This is a genomic window from Amycolatopsis sp. BJA-103 (assembly GCF_002849735.1).
Taxonomy (GTDB): domain Bacteria; phylum Actinomycetota; class Actinomycetes; order Mycobacteriales; family Pseudonocardiaceae; genus Amycolatopsis.
Genome location: NZ_CP017780.1, coordinates 4,145,769 through 4,165,000, shown reverse-complemented (window position 1 = coordinate 4,165,000; position 19,232 = coordinate 4,145,769). Strand labels below are relative to the sequence as shown.

The 19,232-nt window shown below is 68.0% G+C and carries 14 protein-coding genes, 2 rRNA genes and 2 pseudogenes; 14 read left to right on the top strand and 4 right to left on the bottom strand.

Translation table 11 applies throughout. The features are described from left to right. Positions 1–268 precede the first annotated feature (268 nt). From BKN51_RS17945 to BKN51_RS17900, 10 genes are all read left to right on the top strand, one after another. Positions 269–3,407 (top strand): 23S ribosomal RNA (locus BKN51_RS17945). A gap of 84 nt (positions 3,408–3,491) precedes the next feature. Then, positions 3,492–3,608: ribosomal RNA gene (rrf, locus tag BKN51_RS17940) — 5S ribosomal RNA — on the top strand. Positions 3,609–3,773: 165 nt separating this feature from the next. Next, positions 3,774–5,768, top strand: coding sequence for a hypothetical protein (locus BKN51_RS17935; protein ID WP_101608746.1), 1,995 nt, complete (start codon positions 3,774–3,776; stop codon positions 5,766–5,768). After that, the gene (locus BKN51_RS17930) at positions 5,761–6,750 is read left to right on the top strand and encodes an HAD-IIA family hydrolase (protein ID WP_101608745.1); all 990 of its coding nucleotides are present in this window, start codon (positions 5,761–5,763) and stop codon (positions 6,748–6,750) included. The genes BKN51_RS17935 and BKN51_RS17930 overlap by 8 nt, the downstream gene beginning before the upstream one ends. Before the next feature lie 58 nt (positions 6,751–6,808). After that, entirely contained in the window at positions 6,809–7,015 is a 207-nt protein-coding gene (locus tag BKN51_RS17925) for a hypothetical protein (RefSeq protein ID WP_101608744.1), read from the top strand. A 4-nt stretch (positions 7,016–7,019) separates the two neighbouring features. Continuing rightward, positions 7,020–7,835: a TlyA family RNA methyltransferase gene (locus tag BKN51_RS17920; RefSeq protein ID WP_101608743.1), complete on the top strand. Its 816-nt coding sequence runs from the start codon at positions 7,020–7,022 to the stop codon at positions 7,833–7,835. Next, a complete protein-coding gene (locus BKN51_RS17915) occupies positions 7,832–8,743 on the top strand; it encodes an NAD kinase (protein ID WP_101608742.1) in 912 nt (303 codons plus the stop codon). Before BKN51_RS17920 ends, BKN51_RS17915 begins: the two co-directional genes overlap by 4 nt. A 104-nt stretch (positions 8,744–8,847) precedes the next feature. After that, positions 8,848–10,644: a DNA repair protein RecN gene (gene recN, locus BKN51_RS17910; protein WP_168214344.1), complete on the top strand. Its 1,797-nt coding sequence runs from the start codon at positions 8,848–8,850 to the stop codon at positions 10,642–10,644. A 127-nt stretch (positions 10,645–10,771) separates the two neighbouring features. Continuing rightward, complete coding sequence (steA, locus tag BKN51_RS17905; protein ID WP_101608740.1) at positions 10,772–11,956, top strand: putative cytokinetic ring protein SteA; 1,185 nt, start codon at positions 10,772–10,774, stop codon at positions 11,954–11,956. Continuing rightward, positions 11,953–12,900, top strand: coding sequence for a copper transporter (locus BKN51_RS17900; protein ID WP_101608739.1), 948 nt, complete (start codon positions 11,953–11,955; stop codon positions 12,898–12,900). The genes steA and BKN51_RS17900 overlap by 4 nt, the downstream gene beginning before the upstream one ends. 62 nt (positions 12,901–12,962) lie before the next feature. On the opposite strand, the pseudogene BKN51_RS44320 reads toward BKN51_RS17900, so the two are convergent. Beyond that, a pseudogene (locus tag BKN51_RS44320) lies at positions 12,963–13,152 on the bottom strand (aspartate/glutamate racemase family protein); the annotation flags it as partial. Then, positions 13,109–13,240: pseudogene (locus tag BKN51_RS44690) on the bottom strand (hypothetical protein); the annotation flags it as partial. The pseudogenes BKN51_RS44690 and BKN51_RS44320, both read right to left, overlap by 44 nt. A gap of 78 nt (positions 13,241–13,318) precedes the next feature. Between BKN51_RS44690 and BKN51_RS17890 the strand changes: the two are divergent. Together BKN51_RS17890 and BKN51_RS17885 are read left to right on the top strand one after the other, a co-directional pair. Then, entirely contained in the window at positions 13,319–13,996 is a 678-nt protein-coding gene (locus tag BKN51_RS17890; protein WP_101608738.1) for a GntR family transcriptional regulator, read from the top strand. Between the two features lie 23 nt (positions 13,997–14,019). Then, entirely contained in the window at positions 14,020–14,994 is a 975-nt protein-coding gene (locus BKN51_RS17885) for a phosphotransferase (RefSeq protein WP_101608737.1), read from the top strand. Here BKN51_RS17885 and aroA read toward each other — a convergent pair. Beyond that, on the bottom strand, positions 14,952–16,238 hold the full coding sequence (aroA, locus tag BKN51_RS17880) for a 3-phosphoshikimate 1-carboxyvinyltransferase (protein WP_101608736.1): 1,287 nt from the start codon (positions 16,236–16,238) through the stop codon (positions 14,952–14,954). The genes BKN51_RS17885 and aroA overlap by 43 nt on opposite strands. Before the next feature lie 88 nt (positions 16,239–16,326). On the opposite strand from aroA, the gene BKN51_RS17875 reads away from it, so the two are divergent. After that, entirely contained in the window at positions 16,327–18,030 is a 1,704-nt protein-coding gene (locus BKN51_RS17875; protein ID WP_101608735.1) for a CTP synthase, read from the top strand. Further along, positions 18,027–18,653 carry an NUDIX domain-containing protein gene (locus BKN51_RS17870; protein ID WP_101608734.1) on the top strand — a complete coding sequence of 209 codons (627 nt, stop codon included), beginning with the start codon at positions 18,027–18,029 and terminating at the stop codon, positions 18,651–18,653. The genes BKN51_RS17875 and BKN51_RS17870 overlap by 4 nt, the downstream gene beginning before the upstream one ends. A 77-nt stretch (positions 18,654–18,730) precedes the next feature. Here BKN51_RS17870 and BKN51_RS17865 read toward each other — a convergent pair whose 3' ends face one another. Further along, the gene (locus BKN51_RS17865; RefSeq protein WP_101608733.1) at positions 18,731–19,210 is read right to left on the bottom strand and encodes a DUF1707 SHOCT-like domain-containing protein; all 480 of its coding nucleotides are present in this window, start codon (positions 19,208–19,210) and stop codon (positions 18,731–18,733) included. Positions 19,211–19,232: the final 22 nt, after the last annotated feature.

The following is a 19,232-nucleotide window of genomic DNA, read 5'->3' as shown; positions in this document are numbered from 1 at the left end:
TGGCCAGGGTTTCATCACCGAATGTGTGGTGGCACTGGTTGCTCAAGGAATTGTGGAACTACTGGTTATGGTTCGGCCGGTTTTTGCCGGGACGCTCTAGTACTGCTTCCTTCGGGGAGCGTGGAGAGGGTGTTCCTGGGAGGTCGGAAGAATTGTTCGCTGGCATGCTGTTGGGTCCTGAGGCAACACGCCGAGGGGCTTTCACGCTCCGGGAGTTTGTTTCTGGTGTGGTGTTTGAGAACTGTAGAGTGGATGCGAGCATCTTTGTGGTCAAGTTATTAAGGGCACATGGTGGATGTCTTGGCTTCAGGAGCCGATGAAGGACGTGGGAGGCTGCGATATGCCTCGGGGAGCTGTCAACCGAGCTGTGATCCGAGGATTTCCGAATGGGGAAACCCAGCACCAGTTATGTGGTGTTACCCGCATCTGAATATATAGGGTGTGTGGAGGGAACGCGGGGAAGTGAAACATCTCAGTACCCGTAGGAAGAGAAAACAACCGTGATTCCGTGAGTAGTGGCGAGCGAAAGCGGAAGAGGCTAAACCATGCACATGTCAAGCTGTCAGGCGTTGTGTGTGTGGTGTTGTGGGACCCGCCTTGGAAGATCTGACAGTCTTCCGGGTTTACGCGTGTGTTAGTGGAACGCCTTGGGATGGGCGACCGGAGTGGGTGAGAGTCCCGTACGCGAAAACACATGTTAGTGAATCTTGGTGGTGTTCCCGAGTAGCAGCGAGCTCGTGGAATTTGCTGTGAATCTGCCGGGACCACCCGGTAAGCCTAAATACTTCCTGAAGACCGATAGCGGACTAGTACCGTGAGGGAAAGATGAAAAGTACCCCGGGAGGGGAGTGAAAGAGTACCTGAAACCGTGTGCCTACAAGCCGTCAGAGCCCGAGCACATCCTTTGGATGTTACGGTGATGGCGTGCCTTTTGAAGAATGAGCCTGCGAGTTAGTGCTGCGTGGCGAGGTTAACCCGTGTGGGGTAGCCGTAGCGAAAGCGAGTCTGAATAGGGCGTCTGAGTCGCGTGGTCTAGACCCGAAGCGGAGTGATCTACCCATGGCCAGGCTGAAGCGTCGGTAAGACGACGTGGAGGGCCGAACCCACTTAGGTTGAAAACTGAGGGGATGAGCTGTGGGTAGGGGTGAAAGGCCAATCAAACTCCGTGATAGCTGGTTCTCCCCGAAATGCATTTAGGTGCAGCGTCACATGTTTCACCACGGGGGTAGAGCTACTGGATGGTCTAGGGGCCTTACCGGGTTACCGAAATCAACCAAACTCCGAATACCGTGGTGTGAGAGTGTGGCAGTGAGACGGCGGGGGATAAGCTTCGTCGTCGAGAGGGAAACAGCCCAGAACACCAGCTAAGGCCCCCAAGTGTGTGCTCAGTGGGAAAGGATGTGGGATTGCCCAGACAACCAGGAGGTTGGCTTAGAAGCAGCCACCCTTGAAAGAGTGCGTAATAGCTCACTGGTCAAGTGGTCCTGCGCCGACAATGTAGCGGGGCTTAAGCACACCGCCGAAGCTGTGTCATTCATGCAATACATCGGCTCAACTCCTTGAGGGTTGTGTCTAGTGGTGTGGATGGGTAGGGGAGCGTCCTGCATCCAGGGAAGCGGCGGCGGAAGCCAGTCGTGGAGGGTGTGGGAGTGAGAATGCAGGCATGAGTAGCGAATGCAGAGTGAGAAACTCTGCCGCCGGATGACCAAGGGTTCCTGGGCCAGGCTAATCCGCCCAGGGTAAGTCGGGACCTAAGGCGAGGCCGACAGGCGTAGTCGATGGATAACGGGTTGATATTCCCGTACCCGAGCACGTGCGCCCAGGATGAGGCGGTTGATACTAACCACCCAAAGCGCCAGCTGAGACCCTTCGGGGTGGAGGCTGGTTGTGGAGCGTGGGATCTGATTCCGTAGTAGTCGAGTGATGGGGTGACGCAGGAAGGTAGCTCCGCCAGTGAGTGGTAGTACTGGTGTAAGCGTGTAGGCCGAAACATAGGTAAATCCGTGTTTCATTAAGGCTGAGACGTGATGCGTAGCCGATTGAGGTGAAGTAGAGTGATCCTATGCTGCCGAGAAAAGCCTCTAGCGAGTGCGTGCACGGCCCGTACCCCAAACCAACACAGGTGGTCAGGTAGAGAATACTAAGGCGATCGGGTGAACTGTGGTTAAGGAACTCGGCAAAATGCCCCCGTAACTTCGGGAGAAGGGGGGCCAGTGTTCCTGAAGTCCCTTGCGGACTAGGGAATGGTGGCCGCAGAGACCAGCGGAAAGCGACTGTTTACTAAAAACACAGGTCCATGCGAAGTCGCAAGACGATGTATATGGACTGACGCCTGCCCGGTGCTGGAACGTTAAGAGGACCGGTTAACCCCTTTGGGGGTGAAGCTGAGAATTTAAGCGCCAGTAAACGGCGGTGGTAACTATAACCATCCTAAGGTAGCGAAATTCCTTGTCGGGTAAGTTCCGACCTGCACGAATGGCGTAACGACTTTCCGGCTGTCTCAACCACAGGCCCGGCGAAATTGCACTACGAGTAAAGATGCTCGTTACGCGCGGCAGGACGGAAAGACCCCGGGACCTTTACTATAGTTTGGTATTGGTTTTCGGTTCGGCTTGTGTAGGATAGGTGGGAGACTGTGAAGCTGGCACGCTAGTGTTGGTGGAGTCGTTGTTGAAATACCACTCTGGTCGGATTGGGAATCTGAACCTCGGACCATGATCTGGTTCAGGGACAGTGCCTGATGGGTAGTTTAACTGGGGCGGTTGCCTCCTAAAGAGTAACGGAGGCGCCCAAAGGTTCCCTCAGCCTGGTTGGCAATCAGGTGTTGAGTGCAAGTGCACAAGGGAGCTTGACTGTGAGACAGACATGTCGAGCAGGGACGAAAGTCGGGACTAGTGATCCGGCACCACCTGGTGGAAGGGGTGTCGCTCAACGGATAAAAGGTACCCCGGGGATAACAGGCTGATCTTGCCCAAGAGTCCATATCGACGGCATGGTTTGGCACCTCGATGTCGGCTCGTCGCATCCTGGGGCCGGAGTAGGTCCCAAGGGTTGGGCTGTTCGCCCATTAAAGCGGCACGCGAGCTGGGTTTAGAACGTCGTGAGACAGTTCGGTCCCTATCCGCCGCGCGCGTAGGATACTTGAGGAAGGCTGTCCCTAGTACGAGAGGACCGGGACGGACGAACCTCTGGTATGCCAGTTGTCACGCCAGTGGCATGGCTGGTTGGCCACGTTCGGAAGGGATAACCGCTGAAGGCATCTAAGCGGGAAGCCTGTTCCAAGATGAGGTATCCCACCCTTGATGGGTTAAGGCCCCCAACAGACCATTGGGTTGATAGGCCAGAAATGGAAGCACAGTAATGTGTTATCGAGTTGACTGGTACTAATAGGCCGAGGACTTGCCCACAAAGATGTTACGCATCCACTCTACAGCTCTGAAACACCACACAACCACCAGCGGTATCAGGTGGTAGTGGTTGTTTCATAGTGTTTCGGTGGTTATAGCGTCAGGGAAACGCCCGGTCCCATTCCGAACCCGGAAGCTAAGCCTGACAGCGCCGATGGTACTGCAACCGAAGGGTTGTGGGAGAGTAGGACACCGCCGGACTAACTTCAGGACAGGGTCCTGACCAGGGTCGAGAACCTCTGACAGGTTCTCCCCGGTCAGGGCCCTGTCTCTTTTCATGTCCAGGGACGGACTACAGTGGTCCGTTGGCGCGCCCAGAGGGTGTCGCCGGTATCGAAAACTTTTTCAATAGTGGCAGGAGGCCAGGTGTCCGAGTTCGGTCGACGTGACTCAGATGATGGTGCGTCCGGCCGGTCGGGCCGCCGGGACGAGAGTCCCCGCGGAGGCCGGTCTGACGCGCAGCGAGGTGACCGGCGTGGTTCCGCCGGCGGTGGGCAGGACCGGGGCGGCCGCGATGGCGGCTACCAGGGCCGCCCGCGCCGTGACGACCGCGGTGCCCGCGGTACGAGCAGCTACTCCGGCAAGCCCGCGCGCAGTGGCGATGGTCCCCGTGACCAGCGCTCCGGCGGTAGCCGGTTCGCCGGGCAGGGCCGTGACGAGAACCGTCCGCGCTACAACAACAACGATGACCGCCGGGGCCCCGGCGCCGGCGACCGTCGTGACGACCGTTCGGGTGGTCGCGACAGCAGGGACAACCGCGGAGGCGGCTACCGCTCCGACGACCGCCGGGACAGCCGCGGCGGTGACCGTGGCGGTTACCGCTCGGACAACCGCGGTGGCGACAGCCGCGGCGGTGACCGTGGAGGCTATCGCGGCGGCGACAACCGCAGCGACAATCGTGGCGGAGACCGCGGCGGGTTCCGGTCCGACAACCGCGGCGGCGGCGACCGTGGTGGCTACCGTTCGGACAACCGCGGCGACAGCCGTGGCAGCGACAACCGTGGCAGCGACAGTCGCGGTGGCGACCGTGGCGGTTACCGCTCCTCCGACAGCCGTCCCGAGCGCCGCTATGACAACCGCTCCGACAGCCGTTCGGACAACCGTTCCGAGGGCCGGTACGAAAAGCGTTCCGACAGCCGCCCGGCCCGTTCGGGCTACAGCTCGGACAACCGCGGCCGTTCCGACGACCGCCCGTCCGGCAACCGGTACGAAGGACGCCCTCAGGGCAAGTCGTCGTACGGCGACCGCGACAACCGGGGCGGCGGCGACGACCGTCGCCCGTCCTCCTACCGCGATCGTGACGACCGCGGCGCCTCGCGTTCCGGTGGCTACAACAGCGACCGCCGTGACGACAAGCGCCCCTCCTCGGGAGACCGTCGTCCCAGCAGCGGTGGCTACGAGCGCAAGTCCTACGGCGATCGCGACAACCGCGGTGGCGACAGTCGTGGCGGCGACAACCGTGGTGGCGGCTACCGCCCCTCCGGCGACCGTCCCGACCGCAGGCCTTCCGGTGACCGTCCGGAGAAGCGGTACGACGACAAGCGCGGAGACTCCCGCGGCGGCGAAGGCCGGTTCGAGCGCAAGCGCGACGACCGTCCCCAGCGTGACCGTTCCGAGGGGCGCAAGGACTTCCGGTCCTCGCCCCGCATGGACGACAAGCAGATCGACGACGAGACCTTGGCGCGCGAGCTGCTCGAGGCCCCGGAACTGCCCGAAGGCATCGAGTTCTCCGACCTCGACGAAGACGTCCGCCGCGAACTCCGCACCCTGCCCAAGGCACTCGCGGAGACCGTCGGCAAGCACCTCGTCGCCGCCGGCGGGCTGGTCGACGATGACCCCGAGGCCGCGCTCGCGCACGCCAAGTACGCGAAGGCCAAGGCGTCGCGGGTCCCGATCGTCCGTGAGGCGCTCGGCCTGGTCGCCTACCACGCGGGCAACTGGTCCGACGCCCTGTCCGAGCTGCGGGCCGTCCGCCGGATGACCCGAGCCGACGACCACATCGCGATCATCGCCGACGCCGAGCGGGCCATCGGCCGTCCGGAGCGTGCGCTGGATCTCGCGAAGGAGGTCGACAAGGAGCGTCTGTCCAAGGCGACCCAGATCGAACTCGCGATCGTCGCCGCCGGCGCGCGCCGCGACCTCGGTCAGCTCGACGCCGCGGTCGTCTCCCTGCAGAGTGACGACCTCAAGGCCGAGAAGCGCGATCCGTGGAGCGCCAGGCTTTTCTACGCCTACGCCGACAACCTCGCCGCCGCCGACCGCAAGGAAGAAGCGATCCGCTGGTTCCTCAACGCGGCAGAGGCCGACGAGGAGGACGAGACCGACGCCGCCGAGCGCGCCGCGGAGCTCACGAATGGCTGACGCTCTGTCAGCCGGGTACGACGCGGTCCTGTTCGACCTCGACGGCACGGTCTATCACGGCAGCACCGTGGTCCCGGGCGCACCGGAAGCCCTCCGTGCGCTCCGGGACGGCGGCACCGCCGTCCGGTGGGTGACGAACAACGCCTCCAAGGCGCCCGCGCAGGTCTCCGAGCACCTCGAGGCACTCGGACTGCCCGCCACCCCCGAAGAGGTCCACACGAGCTCTCAGGCGGCCGCCACCCTGTTGGGTGAGCGGCTGCCTCAGGGCGCCGTCGTGCTCGTCGTGGGTACGGAGTCGCTGGCCGCCGAAATCGAGTCGGCGGGGCTGCGGACGGTCCGGGAAGCCGGTCCGGACGTGGCGGCCGTGGTCCAGGGGCACTCCCCGGACAACACCTGGGCCGCTCTCGCGGAGGCGTGTCTCGCCATCCGCGCGGGCGCGCTGTGGGTGGCGACCAACGTCGACGCGACCTTGCCGACCGAGCGCGGTCTGCTGCCGGGCAACGGGTCGATGGTGGCCGCGTTGCGCCACGCCACCGGCCTCGAACCGCTGGTGGCGGGCAAGCCGGCGCCACTGCTGTTCACCACGGCGGCCCGGGACGCGGGCGCGGAGCGGGCACTCGTGGTGGGCGACAGGCTCGACACCGACATCGAGGGCGCTGTCGCGGCCGGGATCGACGCGCTCTGCGTCATGACCGGTGTCGCCGACGCGGCGTCCTTGCTCGAAGCGAGGCCCGAAGAGCGTCCGCGTTACCTCGCGCAGGACCTGACCGGGTTGAGTGACCGCGCGGATCTGCTCGAAATCGGGCCCAAAGCCGGCTGGCGCGTCACCGCACAGGGTGACGTGCTCGAGGCCGAGGGTGAAGGTGACTCCCTGGACCTGCTGCGCGCGTTGTGCGCGGTGGCCTGGGAGTCGGGGATCACCGAGGTCCGTGGTGTGGGCGACACCGCCCGCGCCGCGCTCGGCGAGCTGCGCCTCGCCTGACCAGCGCTGCTAACTTGGTGGGGTGCAAGACCACCACCACCCCGTCCCGCGACCGCCGGTGCCCGGCCCCCCGCCGGTACCCGGACCACCGGCGATCCAGGCAGACCACTTCGCGCAGCAGGACACGGACCCCCGCGCCGGGGTCGACGAGGCCGTGGCGGGTCTCGACGACCTGGCCTCGCTTCCGCTCTCGGAGCACGTCGATCGCTTCGAAGCCGTGCACACCGAGCTGACGGTGGCACTGTCCACCATCGACAAGGTCTGACCGCGTGCCCAAACGCGCCCGCCTGGACGCGGAGCTCGTCCGGCGGGGTCTCGCCCGCTCCCGCGAGCAAGCGTCCGCTCTGATCGCCGAGGGCAAGGTCAGCGTGCGCGGGATGGTGGCCACCAAACCCGCGACCGGGGTCGAGTCCGGCGCGCCGATCGTGGTGCGCGACAGCGACGATCCCGGCTGGGCCTCCCGAGGCGCGCACAAACTGCTCGGCGCGCTCGAAGCCTTCACCCCGCAAGGTCTTTCCACCGAGGGAAAGCGCTGCCTCGACGCGGGCGCCTCGACCGGTGGCTTCACCGATGTCCTGCTGCGAGGTGGCGCCGCCACGGTGATCGCGGCCGACGTCGGCCGCGGTCTGCTGGACTGGCGCCTGCGCACCGACGACCGCGTGGTCGTCCTCGACAAGACGAACGTCCGCAACCTGACCCCGGAGGACCTCGGCGGGCAGGTCGACCTCGTGGTCGGGGACCTCTCGTTCATCTCGCTCAAAATCGTGCTTCCCGCGCTGGCCGCCTGCGCGCGGGACGGCGCCGACCTGGTGCCGATGGTGAAACCGCAGTTCGAGGTCGGCAAGGACCGGCTCGGCAGCGGTGGCGTCGTCCGTGATCCCGAGCTGCGGGTCGAATCGGTGCTCGGCGTGCTCGCCGAGGCCGAGAAGCTGGATCTGCGCCTGCGTGGCGTCGTGGCGAGCCCGCTCCCCGGGCCGTCCGGGAACGTCGAATACTTCGTCTGGCTTACCCGCGGGGCGGGAGAGACCATCGGCACCGACGCCGAACGGCTCGTCCGGACCGCAGTCCTGGAGGGACCCCAATGAGCGATCGCGAGGTGCTGCTCGTCGTGCACCCGGACCGGGACGCGACCCGGGACGCGGCACGCGAGGTGTCGGCCCGTTTCGCCAAGGCCGGTGTGCGGCTGCGGGTACTCGACGAGGACGTCCGGGAGATGCTCGAGGCGGACGGCGGGATCGGCGCGCCCTGCACGGTCATGGCGCCGGAGCAGGACCCCGCCGCCGGGACCGAGCTGGTGTTCGTTCTCGGCGGTGACGGCACGCTCCTGCGGGCCGCGGAACTCGCCAGGCCGAACGGCGTCCCCGTGCTCGGCGTGAACCTCGGCCGCGTCGGCTTCCTCGCCGAGGCCGATTCGGACAAGCTCGCGGACACCGTCCAGCGCGCCGTCGACGGCGACTACCAGGTCGAAGAGCGGATGACCGTCGACGTCGTGGTCAGTGTCGACGGTGAGGAGACCGTCCACACGTGGGCGCTCAACGAGGCCAGCGTCGAGAAGAGTTCGCGTGAGCGAGTGCTGGACGCGCTCATCGAGGTCGACGGAAGGCCCGTGTCGTCCTTCGGCTGCGATGGCGTCCTGTGCGCCACGCCGACCGGCTCGACGGCGTACGCGTTCTCCGCGGGCGGCCCGATCATCTGGCCGGACGTCCAGGCGCTCCTGGTGGTCCCGAGCAACGCGCACGCGATGTTCTCCCGGCCGCTGGTCGTCTCCCGTGACTCGGAGATCACCGTCGCCATCGATCCGGACGGGTCGCCCGCCGTTCTGACCTGCGACGGATCGCGGACCTTCGATCTTCCCGCCGGCGCGTCCGTGCGGGTCACCTGCGGCCGGGTGCCGGTGCGGCTGATCCGGCTGTGGGAAGGCCCGTTCACCGACCGGCTGGTGCACAAGTTCTCGTTGCCGATCAAAGGCTGGCGGGAGCGACACGCCCGCTGACGGATGTCATGAAAGGGGCTTTCAGGACGAAAAACGTCTTGAAAGCCCCTTTCATGACGTGGCGGGTGCGGGAACGGTCGGGGTGGGCCGCTACGGTGGGCGTCGTGCTGGCCGAGATGCGCATCCAGGGCCTCGGAGTCATCGAGGACGCCCTGCTGGAACTGCACGCGGGCTTCACCGTGGTCACCGGTGAGACGGGTGCGGGCAAGACGATGGTCGTCAGCGGGTTGCACCTGCTCTCCGGCGGCCGAGCCGAAGTGTCCAAGGTGCGAACGGGAATGCTGAAGGCCTTCGTGGAAGGCCGATTCGAGCTGGGCGGTGCCGAGGGCGCCACCCGGATCGTCACCGACGCCGGGGCGGAGGTCGACGAGGACGGCAGTGTCATCGCGCTGCGCGCGGTCTCGGTCGACGGCCGGTCCCGTGCTCACCTCGGTGGCCGTTCGGTGCCGGTCGGCGTGCTCGCCGACCTGTCCGAGCAGCTGATCGCCGTCCACGGGCAGAACGATCAGCTGAGGCTGCTGCGGCCGGCCGAGCAGCGCGCGGTGATCGACCGGTTCGCCGGCGAGGCCGTCACCGAACCGCTGGAGCAGTACCGCGCGGTCCGGGACGACTGGCTCGCCGTCGTCGCCGAACTGACCGAGCGCTCCACCCGCTCCCGCGAGATGGCCCAGCAGGCCGACCTGCTGCGACACGGGCTCGCCGAAATCGACGCCGTCGCGCCGGAACCCGGCGAGGACACCGAACTCACCGAGCAGATCAAGCGCCTGGCCGCGGTCGACGAACTGCGGTCCGCGTCCAGCGCGGCGCACGCCGCCGTCGCCGGATCGGCGGAAGGGGATCCGGACGCGCCCGGCGCGCTGGGACTGATCGGCGAGGCGACGCGCCACCTGACCGGTTCCGAGGACGCCGTGCTGCGTGAACTCGGGCCCCGGCTGGACGAAGCGTCGGTGCTGTTGTCCGAAGTGAGCACCGAGCTGGGCAGCTACCTCGAAACGCTCGACGCCGATCCCGCGCTCCTGGAGAAGGTGCTCGCGCGCCAGGCCGACTTGAAGCGGCTCACACGCAAGTACGCGGCCGATGTGGACGGTGTGCTCGCCTGGGCCGACGACGCCCGCCGCCGGATGTCCACGATGGACACCTCCGAGGAGGCACTGTCCGAACTGGCCACTCGCCGTGACGCGCTCGCCGTGACCCTCGCCGAGCACGCCCTCCGTCTGTCGGAGGCGCGCGTCGAGGCCGCCGCCGAACTGGCCGAGGCGATCACCGCCGAGATGTCCGGGCTCGCCATGGGACAGGCGGAGATCGAGATCACCGTCGAGCGGCGCACGGTGGACGAGAGCGATTCGCACGCGGTGAAGGTCGAAGGCAGGCTCGTGCACGCCGGTCCCGATGGGATCGACGATGTCGAACTGCTGCTGCGCGCGCACAACGGCGCCCCGCCGCTTCCCGTGCACAAGGCCGCTTCCGGCGGTGAGCTTTCCCGCGTGATGCTGGCGATCGAGGTCGTCCTCGCGCATGCGGACACCGTGCAGACGCTGGTGTTCGACGAGGTCGACGCCGGGGTCGGCGGCCGTGCCGCGGTCGAGATCGGCAGGCGGCTCGCGCGGCTGGCGCGCAGTCACCAGGTCCTCGTGGTCACGCACCTGCCGCAGGTGGCGGCGTTCGCCGATCAGCATCTGGTGGTGGACAAGGGCACGAGCGGCGGGGTGACCCGCAGTGGCGTGCGCGTCCTCGAACAATCGGAACGCGTCGTCGAACTCGCGCGCATGCTCGCCGGAATGGAAAGCACCGAGACCGGCCGCGCGCACGCGGAGGAATTGCTCGCCGTCGCCGAGGCCGACAAGAGCGCGCCGGACAAGCCCAAAGCCCGTCGTGGCGGAAAGCGCAAGAAGGCGAAATAACGCTCCGAAACCGGGTCGACCCCATCGTGGGACAACCGGCGTAGCCCGACCCGGTGTGGGTTAATCGGCGTGTTTCCATCGGCGTGGCGGACGCAGAAGGCCGCGCGGATTTGTCACTATCGGTCGCATGAAGCTCACCGGCTTGCTCACTCGTAACCAAGAGACCCTCCCCGGTATCACCGGCGTCGCCAGGGTCGACAGGCGTACGCGCGAGCTTCTCCGCCGGCTGAGCCCGGGCGACATCGTCGTCCTCGACCAGCTCGATCTCGACCGTTCGACGGCCGACGCCTTGGTGGAGGCCGAAGTCGCGGCGGTGGTGAACGCCTCGCCGTCGATCTCCGGCCGGTTCCCCAACCTCGGCCCGGAGATCCTGCTCGAGGCGGGGATCCCGCTGGTGGATTCGGTCGGCGGCGAACTGCTGCGCAAGGTGAAGGACGGCACGAAACTCCGCCTGCACGAGGGCGTCGTCTACATCGGTGAGCGGCAGCTCGGATCGGGGATCCAGCAGACGCGCGAGAGCGTCGCGGATCAGATGATCGAGGCCAAGGCAGGGATGTCCACCCAGCTGGAGGCGTTCTCCGCGAACACGATCGAATTCCTGCGCCGGGAACGCAGCCTCATTCTCGACGGTGTCGGGGTGCCGGAGATCCGAGTCCCGTTGAAGGACCGGCACGCCCTCGTGGTCGCGGGCGGCAACGGGCACGCCGAAGACCTCAAGAAGCTGAAGAAGTACATTTCCGAGCACCGGCCGGTGCTGATCGGTGTCGACGCCGGGGCGGACACCCTGCGCGCGCAGGGGTACCAGCCGGACGTCATCGTCGGCGACCCGCACGGCATCGGCGCCGAGACGCTCCGCAGCGGCGGTGAGGTCGTGGTCCCGGCGCAGCCGGACGGGCACGCGCCGGGCGTCGAGCGCATCCAGGACCTCGGGATCGGCGCGGTCACCTTCCCCGCGACGGGCAACGCCGAGGACCTCGCGCTCCTGCTGGCGGACGCGCACGAGGCGAGTCTGGTGGTCACGGTCGGTTTCCAGGCGACACTGCGGGAATTCCTCGACCACGGCCGGTCCGGGTCGAACCCGTCGACGTTTCTCACCAGGCTCAAGCTCGGCACGAAACTGGTGGACGGCAAGGCCGTCGCGACGCTGCACCGCAGCCGGGTGTCGATCGGCGCCATCGTGCTGCTGGTACTGGCGACCTTGGTGGCCGTCGCGGCCGCACTGCTCGTCTCCGACGTGGGTTCGGTCTACCTCGACTGGATCCGCGACACCTGGAACTCGTTCATCGCCTGGGGCAAGGGACTCTTCACGTGATTTCTCTGCGGTACCACATCGTTTCCATCGCCGCCTGCTTCCTGGCGCTCGCGCTCGGGGTGGTGCTCGGGTCCACCGCCCTGAACGGTTCGCTGCTTTCGGGGCTCGCCAGCCAGAAGGAGGACCTGGGCTCCCAGGTCGCGGATCTGGAGGCGCAGCGCAATTCGCTCAACGCCCGGCTCAGCGACGCGGACACGTTCGCCGGGGCCATGGGCCCGAAGGTCGTCGCCGGTCAGCTGGACAAGCGTTCGGTGGTGCTGGTGACCACAGAGGACGCGAAGCCCGCGGACCGCGACGCGCTCAAGCAGCTCGTCGGGCAGGCGGGTGCCGCCGTCACTGGCGAGATCCAGCTGACCGAGGCGTTCTCCGACCCGATGCGGTCCGATCAGCTGCGTGATGTCGTGACGCGCCTGCAGCCCGCCGGTGTCCAGTTCCCGACCGCGGGCGACCCCGGCACCCTCGCCGGCGCGCTGCTCGGCTCGGTGGCGTTGCTGAACAAGGACAACGCGCAGCCGCAGTCGACGCCGGTGGAACTCGCCGCCGCGCTCGGCGGCCTCACCGACGGCGGTTTCCTCAAGGCGGGCCAGGACGTCAAACCCGCGCAGCTCGCGATCGTCCTCACCGGCTCCAAGTACACCGGCGACGGCGCCGGTGACCGTGCTTCGACCGTCGCGCGCTTCGCCGCCCAGCTCGACCGGTCCGGCGCGGGCACGGTACTGGCGGGCGACGCGGGATCCGCCGACGGCACCGGCGCGATCGGCGTCGTCCGCGCCGACACCTCGTCGACCTCGATTCTGTCCACTGTGGACAACGCGGAGACCGCGGCGGGCCGGGTCACCACGATCATGGCGCTGCGCGAGCAGCTCGAAGGCGGCGCCGGACGCTACGGGATCGCGGGCAACGCCCAGGCTCCCGCCCCCGGAATCGCCGCCGCGGGCAACTGACCCCCCGCGTTTCGTCCTCTAGTTGCGGGGCCAGAGAAGGGTTTTGGGGAGCGGGCGGGCGTGACGTCGAGGAGGTCTCGCGCGCCTTCCTGCCCATGTTCGCCGAAACCGGCCATCACGAGCGCGTCGAACTGCTCGTCCAGGCCGTTCAGGAGGCCGAGGACGGCCGCCGCGCTCAGAAAGCTGCCCAGGCCGCCCCTCCGCGGATTCAGGGCTCCACAACGGCGTTCTGGCCAGGATCTCGGTGCCCGGCCCGCGCGGCCGCGGAAGCGGTGCCGATGAACCACGAGTACGGCGCCGCGGGGGCGAAGAACGGCACGAGCGCGATGACCGCGGACAACCGCGGTGGCCCGTCGTCAAGGTTTCTGCCGATAAACTCGGGTTACGAGCTGTTACGGCTGTGTCGAGGGGAGATCGGGTGGCCGAGGAAGGACCGCGGCAGCCGCTGGGCGCGACCCGGCAACGGGTCCGGGACGAGCTGCGCGAACGGATCCTCACCGGGCGGTTGAAACCGGGGGACCGGCTCGTCGAACGCGAACTCGCCGAGGACCTCGGCGTCTCGCGGGTCCCGGTGCGCGAGGCCATCCGCAGTCTGGAGGCCGAAGGCTTCCTCGCCGTGCAGTCGCCCCGGCGGATCGTCGTGCGACGGCTGGCCAAGGCCGACGTCGAGGAGCTGTTCGACGTCCGTGAGGCGCTCGAAGGTCTCGCCGCGGGGCTGGCCGCCGAGCGGGCGGGCAAGCCGGAACTGCGCGCGCTCGAACGCCTGCTCACCGACGCGGCGCGTGCCACCGAAAGCGGCGACCCGGCTCGGATCACCTCGCTCAACACCCGCTTCCACGACGAGATCGTCGCGCTGGCGGGCAACGGGCTGCTGCACGAGATCCTGCGGCCGCTCGAAGGCAGGCTGCGCTGGCTCACCAGCCAGAACGAGCGCTGGGGCGAACTGCTCGACGAGCACCGCCGCCTCTACGACGCGATCGCGTCCGGCGACGCGAGCAGGGCGCGGGACCACGCCGTGGAGCACGTCCGCGTGAATCGCACGGTCACGCTGCGGACGTTGTTCCCCGAGGACGGCGGAGAACGTTCCGCGGGCTGAACCGGACATGTCAGACTCGCCGGATGATCACCGACGAACAACGGGCCGCCCGCACCGCGCGGGCGGTGGCCGCCGCGGTCGCCGCGGGCCGCGACCTCGGCCTCGCCGTCATCGAACCCGAGGTCCTGTACGACGTCTTCTCCGTCATCGTGAAGCTGGCGCCTTCGCCCGTGGTCGTGCGCGTGCCGACAGTGCTGCCGCGCACCACCACCCCGGACACGCAGCTGGCCGACCAGCGGCGTGAGCTCGCGGTCGCCGCCTGGCTCGGCGAGAAGGGGCTGCCGGTCGTCAAGCCGAGCCCGCTGGTGCCCGCGGAACCCGTGCGGCGGGACGGCTTCTCGATGACGTTCTGGGAGCTCATCGAGTTCGTCGAGGACGCGGACCTCAGGGCCGAATACTCGGCGGGACTCGTGGCGAAGCTGCACGCCGCGCTCCGCGAGTACCCCGGCGAGCTGGCGTTCCTGACCGGGCTCGACCCGTTCATCCCCGACGCTCTCACCCAGCTCGAACACCGGCCGGACCTGCTCGACCCGGCCGACCTCGACCGCGCCCGCCGCGAATGGGAGCACTTCCGGCCACTGCTGGAATCGGAGGAGGCATTCGCCAGGGCCTTCCCCGGGAGCACCGTCCAGCCGATCCACGGAGACTCGCCGGGCTACAACCTGATCGTCACGACCGAAGGCGAGCTCTACTCCGACTTCGAACTCGTCAACCGAGGCCCGATCGAACGCGACCTCGCCTTCAACGGCCCCGAGGCCATCGAGGCATACAACGCCGCCGCCGCGGAACTGGGCCTGCGCGAGGTGGACGAAACCGTGCTGCGGACGATGGAGGCCGTCGGCCTGCTGCAGGTGATCGCCTGTCTGGCGATGGCGCCCGACCTGCCGATGCTCGTCGACGGTCTCAAGCCGATGATCGACCAATGGCGGGAAACGCCGTTCGCGGGCGGCCTCGCTCAGCCGAGCATCGACGTCCAGGCTTCGGCGAATCCGGGGTAGGTCTTCCCGACCGTCCCCGGGTTCTCCACCTCGACGCCTTCGACCTTCAGCCCCAGCACCGCGGCCGCCATCACCAGGCGATGGTCGTCGTAGGTGTGGAACTTCCCGCTGTGCAGCGGCGCGGGCGTGATCCGCAGCCCGTCCTCGGTCTCGCGGACGTCGGCGCCGAACGACGACAGCTCGGTGGCGAGCGCGGTCAGCCGGTCGGTCTCGTGGCCGCGCAGGTGCGCCACCCCGGAGATGACCGACGGGCCTTCGGCGAAGCACAGCAGCGCGGCGATCACCGGCGTGAGTTCGCCGACGTCGTGCAGATCCAGCTCGGCGCCGGGGATCGTGCCGCTGCCGGTGACCGTCAGGCCGCCCGCGTCGAGTTCGGCGGTCGCGCCGAGGACGGGCAGGAGGCTGCGGAGCCAGTCTCCGGGCTGGGTCGTCTGCTGCGGCCAGCCCGCGATCCGCACCGTGCCGCCGGTCGCGACGGCCGCGGCGACGAACGGCGCCGCCGTCGAGAGATCCGGCTCGACGACGTACTCGGGGCAGGAGAGCCGTGTCGGAGCGACGTGGAACTCGGCGCCCTCGCGGTCCACAGTGGCCCCGAACCGGCGGAGCATCTCGACGGTCATCGCGATATGCGGCTCGCTGGGCACCGCGCCGCCGACCAGGCGCACGGTGACGCCCTGCTGGAACGACGGTCCCGCGAGCAGCAGCGCGGACAGGAACTGGCTCGACGCCGACGCGTCCAGATCGACCTTGCCTCCTCGCAGGCCGCCTTCGCCGTGGACGGTGAACGGCACCGCGTCGCGCCGGTCGTCGTCGATGCGGGCGCCGAGGCCGCGCAGCGCCTTCAGCAGCGGGCCGATGGGACGGCGGCGGAGCGCCTCGTCCCCGTCGAACAGCGCCGGGCCGGTGCCCAGCGCGGCGAGCGCGGGGGTGAACCGGGCGACCGTGCCCGCGTTGCCCAGTTCCACCCGGACGGTGTCATGGGGATGCACGCGCCCGGGGCCGAGCGGGTGCACGAGGTAACCGGAGATGCCTTCCTGCGAATGGGCGCCGAGGGCGTAGATGGCGCCGAGCATCAGCCGCGCGTCCCGGGAGTCGAGCGGGGTCCGCACCCGCGTCGGCGCGCTGGCGAGCGCGGCGAGGACGTAGGCCCGGTTGGTGATCGACTTCGAGCCGGGCACACGGACGTCCGCGTCGAGCGGGCCTTCCGCGACCGGTGCGGTCCAGGTGTCGTGCGCGTCTGTCACGCCGCGAGGGTAGCGGTTTTCCACTCCATCGGACGCTTGCGGCGTGGCCGGTGAGCGCTTCGGCGGGCGTGCGATAAGGTGGAAGCCCGTGGGACTTCAGTCGCGGGCTACCAAGTATGTCTTTGTCACCGGAGGCGTTGCCTCCTCTCTGGGTAAGGGACTCACGGCTTCCAGCCTGGGTCAGCTCCTTACCGCACGTGGGCTCCGGGTCACGATGCAGAAGCTGGATCCGTACCTCAACGTCGATCCAGGCACGATGAACCCGTTCCAGCACGGTGAGGTGTTCGTCACCGACGACGGCGCCGAAACCGATCTGGACATCGGGCACTACGAGCGTTTTCTCGACCGGGCTCTCGACGGCAAGGCCAACGTCACCACCGGGCAGGTCTACTCCGAGGTCATCGCCAAGGAGCGCCGTGGTGAGTACCTCGGCGACACCGTGCAGGTCATCCCGCACATCACCGACGAGATCAAGTCGAGGATCACCGCCGCGGCCGGCGCTGACGAGGACGGGAACAGCCCGGACGTCGTGATCACCGAGGTCGGCGGCACCGTCGGCGACATCGAGTCGCTGCCGTTCCTGGAGGCCTGCCGTCAGGTCCGCCACGACGTCGGCCGCGACCAGTGCTTCTTCCTCCACGTCTCGCTGGTGCCGTACCTCGCGCCGTCGGGCGAGTTGAAGACCAAGCCGACCCAGCACTCGGTCGCCGCGCTGCGCAACATCGGCATCCAGCCCGACGCGCTCGTCTGCCGCGCCGACCGTGAGCTGCCGGAGGACCTCAAGCGCAAGATCGGCCTGATGTGCGACGTCGACACCGAGGCCGTCATCGCCTGCCCCGACGCGCCGTCGATCTACGACATCCCGAAGGTGCTGCACCGTGAGGCGCTCGACGCCTACGTGGTGCGCCGTCTCGGGCTGCCGTTCCGCGACGTCGACTGGACCGTGTGGGGCGACCTGCTCGACCGCGTCCACAACCCGTCGGAAACGGTGCGGGTCGCGCTCGTCGGCAAGTACATCGACCTGCCGGACGCGTACCTGTCGGTGACCGAGGCGCTGCGCGCGGGCGGTTTCGCCCACCGCGCCAAGGTGCAGATCTCGTGGGTCCCCTCGGACTCCTGCGAGACCCCGGCCGGTGCCGCCGCCGCGCTGTCCGATGTGGACGGTGTGCTGGTGCCGGGCGGGTTCGGCGTGCGGGGCATCGAGGGCAAGGTCGGCGCCATCGCCTACGCCCGCACCCACGGGCTGCCGCTGCTGGGCCTGTGCCTCGGCCTGCAGTGCATGGTGATCGACGCGGCCAGGAACCTGGCCGGGATCAAGGACGCGAACTCGGCCGAGTTCGACGACGCGAGCGCGAACCCGGTCATCTCCACGATGGCCGACCAGCGCGACGTCGTCGCGGGCGAGCGCGACATGGGCGGCACGATGCGGCTCGGCGCCTACATCGCCAAGCTCAAGCCTGGCTCGCAGGTCGCGAAGGCGTACGGCAGCACCGAGGTCTCGGAGCGGCACCGTCACCGCTACGAGGTCAACAACGCCTACCGCAAGCGCCTTTCCGAGGCCGGTCTGGTGTTCTCGGGCACGTCGCCCGACGACCACCTGGTCGAGTTCGTGGAGCTGCCCGCCGACAAGCACCCGTTCTTCGTCGGCACCCAGGCGCACCCCGAGCTCAAGAGCCGCCCGACCCGGCCGCACCCGCTGTTCAGCGCGTTCGTGAAGGCCGTCGTGGACCGCAAGGTCGCCGAGCGGCTCCCGGTCGAACTGCCCGAGGCCGCTCAGACGGGAGCCCGGTGACCGAGCCCGGCAAGCACGAGTTCACCGTCGCGTCCACAAGGGACGTCCACATCGGACGTGTCGTGGGGCTGCGGGTCGACGAGGTCGTCATGCCCGGCGGCGGCACCGCCCGCCGCGAGGTCGTCGAACACCTCGGCGCGGTCGCCGTCGTCGCGCTCGACGCCGACGGCGCCGTTACGCTGATCCACCAGTACCGCCACCCGGTCGGGCGGCGGTTGTGGGAACTGCCCGCCGGCCTGATCGACAAGGCGGGGGAGGACCCCGTCGGCGCGGCGAAACGCGAGCTGGTCGAGGAGGTCGGGCTCAGCGCCGAGCGCTGGGAGACCCTTGTCGACGTCGCGGCTTCGCCCGGCTTCACCGACGAGGTCGTGCGCGTCTACCTCGCCCGGGAACTGTCCGAAGTGGACAGGGAGATCCTCGGCGAGGAGGAGGCCGACCTCGTCATGCGGAAGTTCCCGCTCGCCGAGGCGGTCCGGATGGCGCTGGCCGGTGAGCTGGTGAACGGGGCGACCGTCGGCGGCGTGCTGGCCGCGCACGCGGTGCTCACGGGTGCGGCTTCCTCACGTCCGGCGGACGCGCCTTGGGAGGACCGGCCGACGAGGTTCGCTTCGCGCGGTCTCTAGGTCCCTTCGCGCGCTATGAAAGTCCCCTTCATTGCAAATTTTGCAATGAAGGGGACTTTCATGGCATTCGTGGACGCTCAGTCGTGAAGGCGGCGGCCCTGCGGATCGGTGCCGCCGTTCGCCAGCAGGACGATCCCGTCCACGATCGGCCAGGCCACCCCGATACCGCAGGTGAACACCGCGACCGCCAACTGGGCGAACGCGATCCCGACATGCCCGGTGTAGAACCGCCCGGTCCCGAACGGCAGCACGATCTGCAGCACCCCGGCGGTGACCTTCGACTTCGGCGAGTACGGCACCATCGCGGCCGGCTGCCGGTAGGCGTGGACCGGCTGGGTGAACCGGGGTGTGAAACAGGCCGGATGCGGCGCGGGCAGGTCTTGGAACAGCGGACGGAGTTCGCCGACCGTCGCGGCTTCGTAGGCGGCGAGGACCCGGCCTTCGTATTCGTCCGGCGTGATCCTCCCTTGGCTGTAGTGGTCGGCGAGCAGCCGCGCCGCCTCCTCGCGCTCGGCGGTGCCGACGCGCATCTCCTCCGGGCCCGGGTGCTGGGACATCTCTCCAAGGTATCCCGTTTCA

What these genes read in the sequence shown, in the direction of transcription:
- BKN51_RS17865 (WP_101608733.1), bottom strand. Translation starts at nt 19,210, where the DNA reads ATGTCCCAGCACCCGGGCCCGGAGGAGATGCGCGTCGGCACCGCCGAG.
- BKN51_RS17930 (WP_101608745.1), top strand. Translation starts at nt 5,761, where the DNA reads ATGGCTGACGCTCTGTCAGCCGGGTACGACGCGGTCCTGTTCGACCTC.
- BKN51_RS17915 (WP_101608742.1), top strand. Translation starts at nt 7,832, where the DNA reads ATGAGCGATCGCGAGGTGCTGCTCGTCGTGCACCCGGACCGGGACGCG.
- steA (WP_101608740.1), top strand. Translation starts at nt 10,772, where the DNA reads ATGAAGCTCACCGGCTTGCTCACTCGTAACCAAGAGACCCTCCCCGGT.
- BKN51_RS17885 (WP_101608737.1), top strand. Translation starts at nt 14,020, where the DNA reads ATGATCACCGACGAACAACGGGCCGCCCGCACCGCGCGGGCGGTGGCC.